The organism is Saccharothrix mutabilis subsp. mutabilis (genome assembly GCF_039521145.1).
In the GTDB taxonomy this organism is placed as follows: Bacteria; Actinomycetota; Actinomycetes; order Mycobacteriales; family Pseudonocardiaceae; genus Actinosynnema; species Actinosynnema mutabilis.
Window position 1 is genome coordinate 578,836 of record NZ_BAAABU010000003.1, and the last position, 14,300, is coordinate 593,135.

Sequence of the window (14,300 nt, forward strand, 5' to 3'; positions counted from 1 at the left end):
AGGCCACACCCCGACCGCCCACTGCGCCCCGAGCCGGCCAGCCCACGCGCAGCCGGCCAGGACAAGACGATCACCCAGGCAGCGGCGACGCCTTTTCCACCGCGAACAGGTCACCCACCCGACCCACCCGCTCCCGCACCTCGTCCGCGGTGAACACCAGGTCCGACACCGACCGGCACGCCACCACCTCATCCCACGCCACCGGCGTGGACACCGACGGCACCGGCCGCGCCCGCAACGAGTACGGCGCCACCGTCGTCTTCGCCGGGTTGTTCTGCGACCAGTCGATCAGCACCTTCCCCGTGCGCACCGACTTGGTCATCTGCCACACCACCTCGTCCGGCAACTCCCGCGTCAACCGCTGCGCCACCGCCTTCGCGTACGCCGACGGCCGCAACGGATCGGTCACCTCCACCGCCGCGTACACCTGCAACCCCTTGGACCCGCTGGTCTTCACCACCGGCGCCAACCCGTCGCCGACCAGCACCTCCCGCAGCACCAGCGCCACCCGCGCGCACTCCACCACCGTCGCCGGCGGCCCCGGGTCCAGGTCGAACACCACCAGGTCGGGGGAGCGGCGACCACCCCGCGGCCCCACCGCCCACTGCGGCACGTGCAGCTCCAACGCCGCCAGGTTCGCCAACCACACCAACGTCGCCAGGTCGTCCACCACCACGAAGTCCAGGTACTCCGACCCCCGCGACGACCCCGGCGTCTCCACCCGCACCCGCCGCACCCACTCCGGCGCGTGCGACGGCGCGTTCTTCTCGAAGAACGACTCCCCGTCCACCCCGTCCGGGAACCGCCGCACCGTCAACGGCCGCCCCGCCAGGTGCGGCAGCAGCACCGGCGCGATCCGCGTGTAGTAGTCGATCACCTCGGCCTTGGTGAACCCCACCTCCGGGTACAGCACCTTCCCCAGGTTCGACAGCTTCAGCCGCCGCTCACCGACCCGCACCACCGCCGACTCAACCACCGCGCCGCACCTCCGAAGGCGACCGGTCCGGCCGCAACCCCCGCCACGTCGGGAACCGCATCCGCCCGTCCGCCGTCCACTGCCGGTGCACCACCTCGCCCACCAACTCCGGCCGCACCCACCGCGCACCCCGCTCCCGCTCCCGCGGCACCTCCGTCACGAACGGCGACCGCTTCGCCGCCAACCCCTCCAACCGCTCGGTCAACAACCGCAGCTCCGCCTCGCCGAACCCCGTCCCCACCGACCCCACGAACGCCAACCCGTCACCCTCCGGGATCCCCAGCAGCAACGCGCCCACCACTCCCTTGCGCTTGCCCTCACCCGGCCGCCACCCGCCGACCACCACCTCCTGCGTCGCCACCCGCGTCACCTTCACCCAGTGCGGCGACCGCATCCCCGGCGTGTACGGCGAATCCAGCCGCTTCGCCACCACCCCCTCCAACCCCTGCTCCCGCGACGCCGCCAACACCTCCGGCCCCGCACCCGGGTACGCCCGCGGCGTCGCCCAACACGGCCCCCGCAGGTCCAACCCGTCCAACAACTCCCGCCGCCGCGCGTACGGCACGTTCAACAACGACGACCCGTCCAGGTGCAGCACGTCGAACACCAGGTACGTCACCGGCACCTTCGACACCAACCGCCGCGCCGCCGCCCCCGACGCGTGCATCCGCTGCTGCAACGCCCCGAAACTGGGCCGACCGCCCCGCAACGCGACGACCTCCCCGTCCAACAACACCTGCGTCGAGCCCAACGACTCGCCCAACGCCTGCAACTCCGGGTACGTGGCGGTCACGTCGTTGCCCAACCGCGACACCAACCGCACCCGGCCGCCCTCCACCCGCGCGACCGCCCGCACCCCGTCCCACTTGAACTCGTAGGCGTAGTCCCCGTTGCGCTCCGGCAACCCCTCCGCCGCCGTCGCCAACATCGGCGCGATCGACTCCGGCAACGGCACCCAGTCCGGCCGCACCGCCTCGTGCCGCCGCCGCACCATCCAGTCCTTGCCGTCCCCACCCGAGGAACGGCGGAAGAACACGAACTCACCCTCCACCCGGGACCCGCGCAGCACCACGTCCACCTCGCGGTCGCTCCACTTCACCGTCTCGTACCGGCCCCGGTCCCAGATCAGCATCTCGCCCGCGCCGTACTCGCCCTTCGGGATCGTCCCCTCGAACGACGCGTACTCCAACGGGTGATCCTCCGTGCGCACCGCCAACCGGATCGTCCCCGGCTCCGGCGGCAACCCCTTCGGCACCGCCCACGACACCAGCACCCCACCCCGTTCCAACCGCACGTCCCAGTGCAGCCGCGACGCGTGGTGCTCCTGGATCACGAACGTGTCGTCGTCACCGCGCGGCAACGGCACGTCCGCACCCGGCACCGGCTCCGGCGTCCGCCCGGCGTCCCGCTTGCGCCGGTACTCCGACAGGTCCCCACCCATCAGGCGGGCTTGGCCTTCTTCTTCGCCGGCGCCTTCTCCTTGGTCTCCTTCGCCTTCGACGCCGCCGCCTTCGACCGCGACGCCCCAGACGACCGCGCGGACCCACCCGACCGCGACGACCGCGCCGCCGGCTTCTTCTCCGCCGGCTTCGCCTCACCCCGCGCCGACCGCGCCTGCTCCACACTGCGCTCCAACGCCGTCATCAAGTCGATGACCTCACCGGTCTCCTCGGCCTCCGGCTGCTCGGGCAACTCCGCGCCCTCCGCCTTCGCCTCGATCAACTTCTGCATCGCCTCGGTGTAGTCGTCGGTGAAATCACCCGGGTCGAACGACCCCGCCATGCTCTCCACCAGCGACGACGCCATCTTCAACTCCTGCGGACGCACCTCAACGTCACCGTCCAGGAAGTCGAAGTCCGGCTTGCGCACCTCATCGGGCCACAACATCGTGTGCATCACCAACAGGTCCTCACGGGCCCGCAGCATCGCCAACGTCTCCCGCTGCCGGATCGTGATCTTCACGACCGCCAACTGCCCACTGCGCTCCAACGCTGTCCGCAACAACACGTACGGCCGCGTCGCCGCCTTGTCCGGCTCCAGGTAGTAGGACTTCTGGAAGTAGATCGGATCGATCTCCTCCGCCGGCACGAACTCCAGCACGTCGATCGCGTGATCGGTGTTGATCGGCAACTTGTCGAAGTCCTCGCTGTCCATCACCACCACACGGCCGTCGTCCAGCTCGTAACCCTTGGCGATGTCGGCGTAGGCAACCTCCTCGCCGCACACCTGGCACACCCGCTTGTAGCGGATCCGCCCACCGTCCTCCCGGTGCACCTGGTGGAACCGGAAGTCGTGCTCCTCCGTCGCGGTGTACAACCGGACACCGATCGTCACCAGACCGAAGGAGATCGCCCCACGCCACACGGACCTCATTCCACGTGAGTACCCGCCAACCGCGGTTCCCGCACCAGGGCATCACTCGATCGGACCAGTTTCGCCCTCCACCGCAGACGCACCCCCACGCCACGCCACGCCACCCTCATGACACCCGCGCACACCCGTTCGAACAAGGTCACCCAGGCATCACCCGAACAGCCTCACGCCCCGTCACCCCGCCGCGCCGACGGCAGGTTCGCCAACGACACGTACGTCCGGTTCCCCGCCACCGCCGCCCGCCGCTCCCGCGCCGTCGCCTCGATGTAGTTCTGCGACGTCGCCAACGACGCGTGCCCCAACAACGCCATGATCTCCGACGCCGACGCGCCGTCCTCGGCCAACCGCGTCGCGAACGTGTGCCGCAACGCGTGCAGGTTCGCCCCCGACGGCACCCGGTCGTGCAACCCCGCCCACCGGAAGCACGACCGCACCAGGTACTCCAACCCACCACGCCCGATCGGCTCACCGTGCCGGTCGCGCAACAACGCCGACCCCCGGTCGAACCGCCCCTGCGGGAACCGCGCCCGACACGACTCCAGGTACTGCTCGATGATCCGGTCCATCGCCGGCTCGATCGGCACCGACCGGTCCCGGTTGCCCTTGCCCGCCACGTGCAACCGCCGCTCACCGGGCCGCCCCACCACCGAGGCCAACGTCAACGTCCGCATCTCCGCCGACCGCAAACCCGCGACCAACCCCAACGCCAACACCAGGACGTCCCGCTCCGGCCACGGGTCCCGCGCCTTGCGCGCCCCCTCCGCCGCCGCCGCCAACAACCGCTCCGGTGTGTCCTCACCCCGCAACGGCTTGGGCACCAACGGCGGCGTCTTCGGCCGCGCCACAGCGCCCATCGGGTTGCCCGGCAACAGGTCCTCGGCCACGCAGAAGGTCAGGAACTGGTTCCACGTCGACCACGCGCGCAGGACGGAGGACTTGGCGTGCGTGTCGGCGAAGACCCCGAAGGCCTTGCGCAGGTTGCCGGCGGTCAGGTCGACGACCAGCAACCGGTCCGGGGGAGTGCCGACGACGTCGGAGAGCAGCGCGGTGACCCCGGCGAGGTCGCGCCGGTAGGCCGCCGTGGTGTGGGGGGAGTCCTTGCGCGGACGGCGGGCGAGGAAGAACGACTCCTGGGCGTCGAGGACGAGCATGTGATCTTCCTAGCGCACGCCACCGACAATTCCGCGCCCACGCCGATCGCCGGCCAGTCAGACCCCCAAGCGCGCAGCAGCAGTGTTGATCACATGGATAATGGCGATTATCCATGAAACAGGGCCGTGGACCGGTCGCCGCACCAACCGGGGGATGCCGCTTCCGACATTCCCGCCCGACGCCCCTCGGAGCCCCGAACCACCTCGCACACGTCACGTGGCACAGCCGCAGCGCGCGACGCGACGGCGAACCCGGCGGACCAACGAGACGCCACCCGGGACGGCCGGGAAGGCTTGATCATCGACCCGACGCCGGGCCGAACGCCGCCGAACCGACCATCCGGCGACACCACCGCAGATACGTCACGTGACGTATGTCCGCCCCGATAACCAGGCCTCGCCGGAACGCCGATAATCTACATTATGTTAAGTAAGCGGATTCGGCACCCACTCCCACGGGCCTCGACGCCTGCCCGCGCGCCCACCGCCCCTCGCGCCGCCGCCCCGCACTCCGCACCGCGCGAGCCTGCACCCCGAATCCCGCTGCGCTCGCACTGGGCGATCCACGGCGTTCCGTCGCTGGATTCGTTGTTTCGCCGGCGTCGGTTGCCGCACAGCGCCGCGCGTTGGCCCAAGTCGACGGTTGGTCGCCGGGATTGTCGGTGTCTCGTGAGATGATCGTTCCGGGGGCCGGAGGCCGCAGCCGGCTCGGCTCCAGCGCGCCCGGCCCGTTCGCTCCACCTCTCCCCCACGCCGTTCGAACCGGTGTTCGAATCGCGCGAAAGTGCTCACCAGGTGCGCACTTAACCCCGCACACTGCTCACCATGCGTGCGGACCGGTTGGTGGCGGCCCTGCTCCTGATGCAGGCCCGTGGGCGGGTGACGGCTGCCGAGTTGGCGACCGAGCTCGAAGTCTCCGTGGCGACCGCTCGTCGCGACCTGGAGGCGCTCTCGACGGCCGGCATCCCCGTCTACCCGCAGCCCGGTCGCAACGGCGGCTGGGAGCTGGTCGGCCGCGCGCGGACGGATCTGAGCGGGTTGAGTGCTGCCGAGGCGCAGGCGTTGTTCGTGTTGGTGGGGCCGGCGGCGGCGGGCAACGCGGAGGCCAAGGCGGCGTTGCGGAAGTTGGTTCGGGCGTTGCCGGAGACGTTCCGGGAGGCGGCCGAGGCGGCTGCGGGCGCGGTGGTGGTGGATTCGGCTCGGTGGGGGCAGGAGCTGCACGAGCGGCCTCGGCTGGTGGAGTTGTTGCAGGGGGCGGTGGTGCGGCGGCGGAAGGTCCGGTTGGGGTACGCCAAGAAGTCCGGTGAGCGGTCCGAGCGGGTGGTGGATCCGTTGGGGCTGGTGGACAAGGACGACGTCTGGTACCTGGTCGCGGGCACGGCGGACGGGCAGCGGACGTTCCGGGTGGATCGCGTGGTGGACGCGGTGGTGACCGACGAGGAGGCGGTGCGGCCGGAGGGGTTCGACCTGGCGGACGCGTGGGAGGGCGTCGTGGCGAAGGTCGAGGGGTGGCAGACGTTGACGGCCGCGACGGTGCTGGTGCGGGAGCGGCACGTGCGGGTGTTGCGGGGCCAGTTCGGGCGGCACTGCGTGGTGGAGGGTGTCGAGGGTGGTGTGGCGCGGGTGCGGGTTTCCGCTCCCACTCCCCTGATGGTCGCGCAGCACCTGGCGGGGTGGGGTGCGTTGGTGGAGGTGGTGGAGTCGGACGCGGTGCGGGCGGAGTTGGCCCGGTTGGGGGCGGAGTTGGTGGCCCGGTACGGGTGAGGCCGGTTGCGGGTGGTGGCTACGCGTCGCGCAGGTGGGGGTGGACGCGGTCGCGCATGGGGCGCTCCCCCAGTGCTCGCAGGGCGTGTTCGACGAGGTCGCTGAGGGGGTACGGGAGTTCGGCGTCGAGTTCGCGGGCGGCGGTGGTGGTGGCGTGCCACTCGGCGTCGAGGACGGGTAGGAGTTCTTCGGCGCGGGGGGTGAGGTGGACGATGCGTTGGCGGGCGTCGGTGCCGGGGTGGAGTTCGACCAGGCCGTCGCGGTGCATCTGGTTGACGGTCTGGCTGACGGCGGAGTGGGTGACGCCGATGGTGGCGGCCAGGTCGCGGATGGAGCGGGGTCCGTGGGCGTGGACGATGCGGATGATCGGGTTGTAGCGGGGGCGGAAGCCGGCGAGGCCGAGTCGGGTGTAGGCGTGGGCCACGCCGTCGTCGAGCAGGTCGAGCAGGTGGCGCAGGCGGGTGCCGAGGTAATCGGTGGTGGGGTTGTCGTCCACTCCCCTAATGTAACAGCACTGTTGCTTCTGGAGGGGGTTCGGCGTGCTGTACCCGGAGATCGAGCCGTACGCGCACGGGATGCTCGACGTCGGTGACGGGAACCTCGTGTACTGGGAGGAGTGCGGCAACCCCGACGGCAAGCCGGTGGTGGGCCTGCACGGTGGTCCGGGGACGGGCTGCTCCCCCGACATGCGCCGCCAGTTCGACCCGGCCGCCTACCGGATCATCCTGTTCGACCAGCGGGGTTCGGGGCGGTCGACGCCGCACGCGGCGGACTACGGGACCGACCTGTCGGTGAACACGACGGCGCACCTGGTGGCGGACATCGAGCGGTTGCGGGTGGACCGGGGTGTGGACCGGTGGATGGTGTTCGGCGGGTCGTGGGGTTCGACGCTGGGGTTGCACTACGCGCAGACGTTCCCGGAGCGGGTGACCGAGGTCGTGCTGGTGGCGGTGACGACGAGTCGGCGCGAGGAGCTGGAGTGGCTCTACGGCGGGTTGCGGCGGTTCTTCCCCGAGCAGTGGCACCGGTTCCGGGCGGGTGCGCCGGAGGGGGCGGTGGACCTGGTGGCGGCCTACGACGAGTTGTTGAACGACCCGGACCCGGCGGTGCGGCGCAAGGCGGCGGACGACTGGGTGGCGTGGGAGTCGTCGGTCCTGACGTTGAACCCGGACCGCAAGCCGTCGCCGCGTGAGTCGGACCCGCGGTGGCGGACGGCGTTCGCGCGGATCACGGCCCGCTACTTCCGGCACGGGGCGTGGTTGGCGGACGGGCAGGTGTTGCGGGAGATGCCGCGGTTGCGCGGGATCCCGGCGGTGTTGGTGCACGGCCGGTGGGACATGCAGGGTCCGGTGGCGACGGCGTGGGAGGTGGCGCGGGCGTGGCCGGACGCGGAGTTGGTGGTGGTGTCCGGCGCGTCGCACAGCGCGCAGGACCCGGGGATGACGGAGGCGGTGGTGGCGGCGACGGACAAGTTCGCCCACCGGCGCTGACCGTCACGAGCGGTGGTAGCGGTTCGCGCTAGAGGCGCCAGACGTGGGTGGTGCGTCGGGTGGTGCCTTCGAGGTCGTGTGGGACGGGGACGTCGTGGGTGGCGACGCGGGTGAGGCCGGTGCGGGGCAGGTGGGCGCGTTGCGGGTCGCCGATGAGGACGAGTGCGCCGCGGTGGTGGGCGCGGTGCAGGAAGGGCAGGACGCGGGCGGCCATGTCGCGGTCGTAGAAGACGTCTCCGGCGAGGATCGCGTCGTGGTCGGTGTCGGTGTCGAGCAGGTCGGTGATCTCGACGGTGATGGTGACGTGGTTGGCGTGGGCGTTGCGGGTGGCGGCGTCGCCGGCGAGGGGGTCGATGTCGTTGGCGGTGACGTGGGCGCCGGTGCGGGCGGCGGCGATGGCGACCAGGCCGGAGCCGGTGGCGAGGTCGAGGACGCGCTGGCCGGCGGTGAGGTGGGGGTGGTCGAGCAGGTGGCGGGCCAGTGCCTGTCCCCCGGCCCACGGGAAGGCCCAGAAGGGCGGGTCGGGGGTGCCGGTGCTTTCCCAGAGGGCGGTGATGTCGGTGGCGGTGTGCAGGGTGATCTCGGGGACGAGCGGGACGGGCTCGGGGGTGGTGTGGTCGGGCAGCCGGGGCATCTAGGCGGCGGGGCGCTCGTCGGTGAGTTGGCGGCACAGGTCGTCCAGGGAGAGCCCGACGGCGTCGGCGAGGGCGGCGACGGTGAAGAAGGCGGGGGTGGGGATGCGTCCGCGTTCGATCTTGCGCAGGGTTTCCACGGAGATGCCGGCGGCGGTGGCGACCTGGACCATGCTGCGCTCGCCGCGGGCGCGGCGCAGGGCGTCGCCGAGGCGTTCGCCGCGGTCGCGGTCGGACTGGGTGAGCGGCTGTCGCACCATGGGCGTGATGGTAATACCGGCGCTGCTGTGATATCTATACCGGTATTGTTATCACGGTAGGGAGTTGGTGTCGGTGATCGAGTTGAAGTCCCCCGGCGAGTTCGACGCGATGCGCGTGGCGGGCCTGGTGGTGGCCGACGCGCTGGCGGCGGTGCGTGCCCACGCCCGGGTCGGGGTGTCGCTGCTGGAGCTGGACGAGGTGGCCGCGGAGGTGGTGCGGGCGGCGGGCGCGGGGTCGTCGTTCCTGCACTACCGGCCGTCGTTCGCGCCGACGCCGTTCCCGGGCCACATCTGCGCCTCGGTCAACGACGTGATCGTGCACGGCATCCCCGCCGGCTACCGGCTGCGCGAGGGCGACCTGGTGAGCATCGACTGCGGCGCGCACGTGGACGGCTGGCACGGCGACTCGGCGATCAGCTTCGTCGTCGGGCGGGCCGACCCGGCGGACGTGGCGCTGATCGAGACCGCCGAGCGGGCGTTGGCCGCGGCGATCGCCGCGGCGGTGCCGGGCGCGCGGATGGGTGACGTGTCCGCCGCGATCGGCCGGATCGGGCGCGCGGCCGGGTACGGCATCCCGGAGGACTTCGGCGGGCACGGCATCGGCCGGGCGATGCACGAGTCGCCGGGCGTGCCCAACGAGGGCCGGCCGGGGCGGGGGTTGACGCTGCGGGCGGGCATGGCGCTGGCGATCGAGCCGATGTTCCACGCGGGCGGCCGGGACGCCTACACCACCGACCCGGACGGGTGGGCGTTGCGCACGGTGGACGGCAGCCGCGCGGCGCACGTCGAGCACACGGTGGCGATCACCGAGTCGGGTCCGCGGGTGCTGACCGCTCCCCGCGTGCCGGTGGCCGCCGGCGCGTGACCCCCGCGTCAGGGGCCGCCGCGGGCGTTGGTCGGAGGCGGGGTGGTGGCGTTGGTCAGAGGCCGCCGGCGACGCGGAGGATCGCGCCGGTGGTGAAGGAGGCGTCGTCGCCGAGCAGCCAGGCGACGGCGGCGGCGATCTCCTCGGGCTGTCCGGCGCGGCGCAGCGGGATGAGCGGGGCGACGCGGTCCGGGCGGTCGGGGACGCCGGTGAGCCGGTGGATGTCGGTGTGGACGGTGCCGGCGGCGACGGCGTTGACCCGGATGCCGCGCGGGCCCAGTTCCTTCGCGAGGCCGATGGTCATGGCGTCCACGGCGGCCTTGCTGGCGGCGTAGTGGACGTACTCCCCCGGGCTGCCCAGGGTGGCCGCGGCCGAGGACACCGAGACGATCGCGCCGCCCTCGGTGAGGTCGCGGGCGGCGCGGCGGGCGCACAGCAGGGCGCCCAGGACGTTGACGTCGAGCACGCGGCGCAGGTCGGCGACCTCGGTGTCGGCCAGCGGCCCGGCGGGGCTGGTGACGCCGGCGTTGATCACGACGCCGGTGACGCGGCCGAGGCGGGCGGCGGCGGTGAACAGGGCGTCCACGTCGTCGGGGTCGGACACCTCGCAGCGCACGGCCAGGCCGCCGACCTCGCGGGCGAGTTGCTCGGCCTCCTCGCGGGCGGCGCGGTAGCCGAGCACGACGCGGTGGCCGTCGGCGGCCAGCCGGCGCACGGTCGCCGCGCCGATCCCCCGGCTGCCACCGGTCACCACGGTCAGCCGGTCGCCCGGGGCCGGCCGGTCGTCTGCGGTCGATCGGTCGTCCGGGGCCGGCCGGTCGTTCGGGGTCGATGGGTCGCCCGGGGTCAGTCGCTCAGCCACGCCGACACCTCCGCCCGCACCTCGTCCACCCGGGTCACCAGCATGTGCGCCAGCCCGGGCACGTCGACGATCTTGGCACCGGGCACCGAGTCGCACAGCTGTTCCTGCACGGGCCGGAACGCCGGGTACTCGTCGGCCCCGCGCACCACCAGCAGGGGCGCGGTGAGCCGGTCGGCGGCGGCCAGGACGTCCAGGGGTTCGGCCGCGGCGCGGGCGGCGGGCGTCCAGTCGTAGCCGGGCAGGGACGCGGCGGCCACGGACGCCTCCACCACCGACTCGGCGGTCACGGCGGGGTTGACCACGGCCACCCGCCGCACCGGGACCTCGCCGCGCACGGCGGTCAGCAGCGCGACGTGCCCGCCCGCGGAGCCGCCGACGACGTCGACCGGTCCGGCGCAGCCCAGTTCGCCGCGCAGCGCGGTGACCAGGTCGGGCACGGCGTCGGCGGCCTCGGTGACCAGGGGCGCGTAGCCGTCGAGCAGGAAGTCCGGTCCGGGGTCGCGCAGCGGCAGGGCCGGGTAGACGCGCCAGGCGTCGAGGTCGGGCAGCGGCAGGGTGGCCGCCATGTCCTCCGGGGTGCCGGGCTCGCCGAGCAGGTGCCACACGAGGACCAGTCGCCGGCCGGTGCGGGGCGGGAGGGCCACGTACGGCACGCCGGCCGCGGTTCCGGTGATCATGCCGCCCACCGTACGGGGCGCGCCGGCGGCCCCGTCGGGGGTTCCGCTGTGAGCAAAACGCGCTGTTCGGCAACCCTGAAGTCACCCGAACGGCCGTACGGGTGCACTCTGGTGTGGTGACCGAGCCACGCTGTGCCGCCGTGTCGGCGGACCTGCACGAGCCGCAGGCGGGCACCGCCGCCACCGCCGCCGCGTGGATCTGCCTGGAACAGCCGGGTCCGTGGGGCCGCGACGCGCTGACCGGCAGCCACCTGGACCCGGAGCTGGGCGCGGAACTGGGCCGCCGCGCGGAGGCCGCCGGGGTGCGGGTGCTGCTGATCCGCCGCCCCGGCCACCACGCCGACACCCACCGGCCCGCGCCGCGCCGGGTGTACGTGGCGTCCACGGCGCCGGGCGCGTCCTGGCTGGAACGCGCCGACACCGACCCGCGGCGGCTGCTGGAGCTGGACTTCGCCGCGCTGGCCGCCGGGCGGCGGCCCGGTCTGGGCGAGGTGAGCGGTGAGCCGCTGCTGATGGTGTGCACGAACAGCCGGCGGGACGTGTGCTGCGCCCTGTGGGGCCGGCCGCTGGTCGCGGCGCTTTCGGCCAGTCACCCGGAGGCGGTGTGGGAGTGCACGCACACCGGCGGTCACCGCTTCTCCCCCACCGGCGTGCTGCTGCCCACCGGCTACCTGTACGGGCGGCTGGACGTCGGGTTCGCCGAGCACCTGCTGCACGAGGCCGCGCACGGGCGGGTGGTGACGCGGCGGTGCCGGGGCCGGTCGGCGTTCGACAAGCAGGGGCAGGTCGCGGAGCTGGCGGTGCGGGAACGCCTCGGCGAAGACCGGGACGTGCTGACCGTGCACGGCACCACCGTGCGGCACGCCGACGGGCGGGTGTGGCGGGTGGCGGTGGAGAGCCGCGACCTACCGCCGGCACGTCCCGGAAGCTGCGGGGCGGTCCCCGTCGTGCCCACCCGGCTCGTCGCGACCGGCGTGCAGCGGCTGGTCCCGGTGGCCTGAGTCGGTGGTGGGCGGCACGGCGGCCCGGAACAGGCCCAGGCCCAGCGCGTAGGGGTCGTCCAGGCCAGTGGCGCGCAGGGCGTCGGCGGGCAGCGCGAGCAGCGACACCGCCACCCCGAGGAAGTAGGCGTCGAGCAGGCCCGCGTCCCGGGCGGTGGAGGGCAGCCCGGCGGCGCGGTGCAGCGACGCGCCCGCCTCGGCGTTGGAGACGACCATGCGGCCCAGCGCCTCGCGCACGGCGGGCCGCCGCACCGCCTCCAGGTACAGCTCGGCCATCGCGAGCAGGTGGGCGGGGTCCTCCAGCACCGCGCGGCGCAGCAGCGCCGGGTACAGCTCGGCCACCCGGGTCGGGGTGACGTCGGCGGGGGTGGTGTCGCGCAGCCGGGCCACCGCCTCGGCGTGCAGCCGGGTCATCCGCTCGGCCGCCGCCCGCAGCAGCGCCTCCCGCGTGGGGAAGTAGTTCTTGGTGGTGCCCAGCGGGACGCCGGCGGCGCGGTCCACGGCGCGGTGGGTGAGCCCCCGGCCGCCCTCGGCGGCCAGCACGGAGATCACGGTGTCGCACAGCAGCTCGCGGCGGGTGGTCACGGGGACGGGACGATAGCCGATCTCGCGCCGCCGGCCGTGGCCACCACCTGCCCGGAGTCCAGCACCAGCCACAGGCCGCACACGCAGCGGAGGTAGGCCGTGCGGCCGTGCACGGACGCCGGGTGGGCGTGGTCGGTGGTGGGCCACCCGCAGGAAGGGCATCTGGTCGTCACGCCACCCAGCGTGGTGTCATGGTTCAGTGCATTTCAACCCTTACGGAGGGGCGGCGGCGCAGCTGGCCGCGTCCCTGGTCAACGCCGACCGCGCGGCCACCGCCGCGCACCTGCTCGACCTGTTGCGCGACCACGGCTACAAGCCCCTGGGCACCCTGACCGACGCGCAGGCCCGCGAGCTGGTCGCGTGGGCGCGCCGCCTGGAACCGGTGTTCACCGGCGGAGCCGACCACGTCGCGCACGTCAACGAGCTGCTCGCCGAAGCCGCGGCCCGCCCGTACGTCTCCACCCACGACGGCCGCGCGCCCCACCTGCACTTCGCCCCCGAGCACGCCCCCACCCCCGACCGGGTGCGCGCCTTCACCGCCGCGGGCCTGGCGCACGTGCTGTGCGAGGACCCGGGCCGCCTGGGGCACTGCGCCCGCCCGGGGTGCGGCACGGTCTACGTGGACACCTCCCGCAACGGCCGCCGCCGCTACTGCACCACCCGCTGCGCCAACCGGGAACAGGTGGCCCGCCACCGCCGCCGCACCGCGTGACACCCGAGCGCGTGACACCCGACCGCGCGGGACGGTGGGTCAGCGCATGACGCGGCGGCCGAAGCGGGCCCCGGCGAAGTCGGCCGTCTCGCCGATCAGCGCCGAGGTCACGTCCGTGCGCCCCCGGAACCACGCCCCGGTGAACAGCGCGTCCCGGTGGAACACGACCTCGCCGAACAGCGCCCGCCCGCCGAAGAACACCGACTCGAACCCGGCCGGCCCGCCGAACTCCGCGCGCCGCAGGTCCGCCCGCCCCGACACCTTCGCCCCCGACAGCTGCGCCGCGTCGGCCACCTGCACCCCCGACAGCGCCAGGTTGCCGGTGAACACCGCCGCCGCCATCGACAGCGACCGCGCGAACAGCGTGTCGGTGAACAGCCCGTGCCGCAGGAACCGCGCCCCGTCGAACACCGCCGCCCCGGTCACCGTCATCGCCTCGAACCGGGCGTCGCCGACGAACACCGCACCGGTGAAGTCCACCCGCCCCACCCGGCACCCGGACAGGTCCACCTCCACCAGGATCGCCCCGGCCGCCCGCACGTCCATGCCCGGCCAGTAGTCCGCGCCGGGCCGCAGGTGGGCGACCAGCTCGCTCTGCACCGCCGTGCGCCAGCGCGCGTCCAGGCCCCGGCTGACCCCGCCGCGCAACGCCGCCAGCCACGTGTCCACCACGTCCTGCCGCCGCGCGGGCAGCTCCCGGCCGATCTCGGCCAGCAGCAGCAACCCCTCCCGGTCGCCGGCGCGGAACAGGCGGTTGGCCTCCCGCCACACCGACACCGGCGACGGCGTCTCCCGTTGGGTGCGGCGGCGGGCGTGTTCGTCCAGCAGCACCTCGGCCCGCGCGCGCCGCCGGTGCCGCGCGACGATCACGACCAGCACCAGCGCAACCGCCAGCCACAGCACCCACGTCGGCATGACACCGATCATGCCCGCACCGCGTACGTCGGTGGAC

The 14,300-nt window shown here is 73.5% G+C and carries 17 protein-coding genes; 5 read left to right on the plus strand and 12 right to left on the minus strand.

Going from position 1 to position 14,300, the window contains the following annotated elements; genetic code table 11:
• Window positions 1-70 precede the first annotated feature (70 nt).
• The 4 genes from ligD (ABD126_RS10270) to ABD126_RS10285 all read right to left on the minus strand — a co-directional run bounded on the left by ligD (ABD126_RS10270) (window position 71) and on the right by ABD126_RS10285 (window position 4,500).
• Window positions 71-976: a non-homologous end-joining DNA ligase gene (gene ligD / locus ABD126_RS10270; RefSeq protein ID WP_343933490.1), complete on the minus strand. Its 906-nt coding sequence runs from the start codon at window positions 974-976 to the stop codon at window positions 71-73.
• Entirely contained in the window at window positions 969-2,417 is a 1,449-nt protein-coding gene (ligD, locus tag ABD126_RS10275) for a non-homologous end-joining DNA ligase (RefSeq protein ID WP_343933491.1), read from the minus strand. Before ligD (ABD126_RS10275) ends, ligD (ABD126_RS10270) begins: the two co-directional genes overlap by 8 nt.
• Window positions 2,417-3,349, minus strand: a complete 933-nt coding sequence (gene ku, locus ABD126_RS10280; RefSeq protein WP_343933492.1) for a non-homologous end joining protein Ku — start codon at window positions 3,347-3,349, stop codon at window positions 2,417-2,419. The genes ligD (ABD126_RS10275) and ku overlap by 1 nt, the downstream gene beginning before the upstream one ends.
• A 164-nt stretch (window positions 3,350-3,513) precedes the next feature.
• Window positions 3,514-4,500, minus strand: a complete 987-nt coding sequence (locus ABD126_RS10285; protein WP_343933493.1) for a tyrosine-type recombinase/integrase — start codon at window positions 4,498-4,500, stop codon at window positions 3,514-3,516.
• 825 nt (window positions 4,501-5,325) lie between these two features.
• Here ABD126_RS10285 and ABD126_RS10290 point away from each other — a divergent pair.
• Window positions 5,326-6,264, plus strand: a complete 939-nt coding sequence (locus ABD126_RS10290) for a helix-turn-helix transcriptional regulator (protein WP_343933494.1) — start codon at window positions 5,326-5,328, stop codon at window positions 6,262-6,264.
• A 19-nt stretch (window positions 6,265-6,283) separates the two neighbouring features.
• On the opposite strand, the gene ABD126_RS10295 is transcribed toward ABD126_RS10290, so the two are convergent.
• On the minus strand, window positions 6,284-6,760 hold the full coding sequence (locus tag ABD126_RS10295; RefSeq protein ID WP_343933495.1) for a MarR family winged helix-turn-helix transcriptional regulator: 477 nt from the start codon (window positions 6,758-6,760) through the stop codon (window positions 6,284-6,286).
• Window positions 6,761-6,806: 46 nt separating this feature from the next.
• On the opposite strand from ABD126_RS10295, the gene pip reads away from it, so the two are divergent.
• A complete protein-coding gene (gene pip / locus ABD126_RS10300) occupies window positions 6,807-7,754 on the plus strand; it encodes a prolyl aminopeptidase (protein WP_343933631.1) in 948 nt (315 codons plus the stop codon).
• Window positions 7,755-7,782: 28 nt separating this feature from the next.
• Here pip and ABD126_RS10305 read toward each other — a convergent pair whose 3' ends face one another.
• Both ABD126_RS10305 and ABD126_RS10310 read right to left on the minus strand, forming a co-directional pair.
• Complete coding sequence (locus tag ABD126_RS10305) at window positions 7,783-8,388, minus strand: class I SAM-dependent methyltransferase (RefSeq protein WP_343933496.1); 606 nt, start codon at window positions 8,386-8,388, stop codon at window positions 7,783-7,785.
• A complete protein-coding gene (locus ABD126_RS10310) occupies window positions 8,389-8,646 on the minus strand; it encodes a helix-turn-helix domain-containing protein (RefSeq protein ID WP_343933497.1) in 258 nt (85 codons plus the stop codon).
• A gap of 73 nt (window positions 8,647-8,719) precedes the next feature.
• Here ABD126_RS10310 and map point away from each other — a divergent pair, with 73 nt between their 5' ends.
• On the plus strand, window positions 8,720-9,511 hold the full coding sequence (map, locus tag ABD126_RS10315; RefSeq protein WP_343933498.1) for a type I methionyl aminopeptidase: 792 nt from the start codon (window positions 8,720-8,722) through the stop codon (window positions 9,509-9,511).
• Between the two features lie 55 nt (window positions 9,512-9,566).
• Here the strand turns inward: map and ABD126_RS10320 are convergent, their stop codons facing one another.
• On the minus strand, window positions 9,567-10,271 hold the full coding sequence (locus tag ABD126_RS10320; protein ID WP_343933632.1) for an SDR family NAD(P)-dependent oxidoreductase: 705 nt from the start codon (window positions 10,269-10,271) through the stop codon (window positions 9,567-9,569).
• 86 nt (window positions 10,272-10,357) lie between these two features.
• A complete protein-coding gene (locus ABD126_RS10325; protein ID WP_343933499.1) occupies window positions 10,358-11,050 on the minus strand; it encodes an alpha/beta fold hydrolase in 693 nt (230 codons plus the stop codon).
• Window positions 11,051-11,166: 116 nt separating this feature from the next.
• Here ABD126_RS10325 and ABD126_RS10330 point away from each other — a divergent pair, with 116 nt between their 5' ends.
• Window positions 11,167-12,051, plus strand: coding sequence for a ferredoxin family protein (locus ABD126_RS10330; protein ID WP_343933500.1), 885 nt, complete (start codon window positions 11,167-11,169; stop codon window positions 12,049-12,051).
• Here the strand turns inward: ABD126_RS10330 and ABD126_RS10335 are convergent.
• The gene (locus ABD126_RS10335) at window positions 11,956-12,636 is read right to left on the minus strand and encodes a TetR/AcrR family transcriptional regulator (protein WP_343933501.1); all 681 of its coding nucleotides are present in this window, start codon (window positions 12,634-12,636) and stop codon (window positions 11,956-11,958) included. The two genes, ABD126_RS10330 and ABD126_RS10335, sit on opposite strands and share 96 nt — an antisense overlap.
• The gene (locus ABD126_RS10340) at window positions 12,633-12,809 is read right to left on the minus strand and encodes a hypothetical protein (RefSeq protein WP_343933502.1); all 177 of its coding nucleotides are present in this window, start codon (window positions 12,807-12,809) and stop codon (window positions 12,633-12,635) included. Before ABD126_RS10340 ends, ABD126_RS10335 begins: the two co-directional genes overlap by 4 nt.
• 26 nt (window positions 12,810-12,835) lie before the next feature.
• Between ABD126_RS10340 and ABD126_RS10345 the strand changes: the two genes are divergently transcribed.
• On the plus strand, window positions 12,836-13,348 hold the full coding sequence (locus ABD126_RS10345; protein WP_343933503.1) for a CGNR zinc finger domain-containing protein: 513 nt from the start codon (window positions 12,836-12,838) through the stop codon (window positions 13,346-13,348).
• Window positions 13,349-13,387: 39 nt separating this feature from the next.
• Here the strand turns inward: ABD126_RS10345 and ABD126_RS10350 are convergent, their stop codons facing one another.
• Window positions 13,388-14,275, minus strand: a complete 888-nt coding sequence (locus tag ABD126_RS10350; protein ID WP_343933504.1) for a pentapeptide repeat-containing protein — start codon at window positions 14,273-14,275, stop codon at window positions 13,388-13,390.
• Between the last annotated feature and the right edge of the window lie 25 nt (window positions 14,276-14,300).

What these genes read in the sequence shown, in the direction of transcription:
- ABD126_RS10325 (WP_343933499.1), bottom strand. Translation starts at nt 11,050, where the DNA reads ATGATCACCGGAACCGCGGCCGGCGTGCCGTACGTGGCCCTCCCGCCC.
- ABD126_RS10310 (WP_343933497.1), bottom strand. Translation starts at nt 8,646, where the DNA reads ATGGTGCGACAGCCGCTCACCCAGTCCGACCGCGACCGCGGCGAACGC.
- ABD126_RS10290 (WP_343933494.1), top strand. Translation starts at nt 5,326, where the DNA reads ATGCGTGCGGACCGGTTGGTGGCGGCCCTGCTCCTGATGCAGGCCCGT.
- ABD126_RS10350 (WP_343933504.1), bottom strand. Translation starts at nt 14,275, where the DNA reads ATGATCGGTGTCATGCCGACGTGGGTGCTGTGGCTGGCGGTTGCGCTG.
- ku (WP_343933492.1), bottom strand. Translation starts at nt 3,349, where the DNA reads ATGAGGTCCGTGTGGCGTGGGGCGATCTCCTTCGGTCTGGTGACGATC.
- ligD (WP_343933491.1), bottom strand. Translation starts at nt 2,417, where the DNA reads ATGGGTGGGGACCTGTCGGAGTACCGGCGCAAGCGGGACGCCGGGCGG.
- ABD126_RS10305 (WP_343933496.1), bottom strand. Translation starts at nt 8,388, where the DNA reads ATGCCCCGGCTGCCCGACCACACCACCCCCGAGCCCGTCCCGCTCGTC.
- ABD126_RS10285 (WP_343933493.1), bottom strand. Translation starts at nt 4,500, where the DNA reads ATGCTCGTCCTCGACGCCCAGGAGTCGTTCTTCCTCGCCCGCCGTCCG.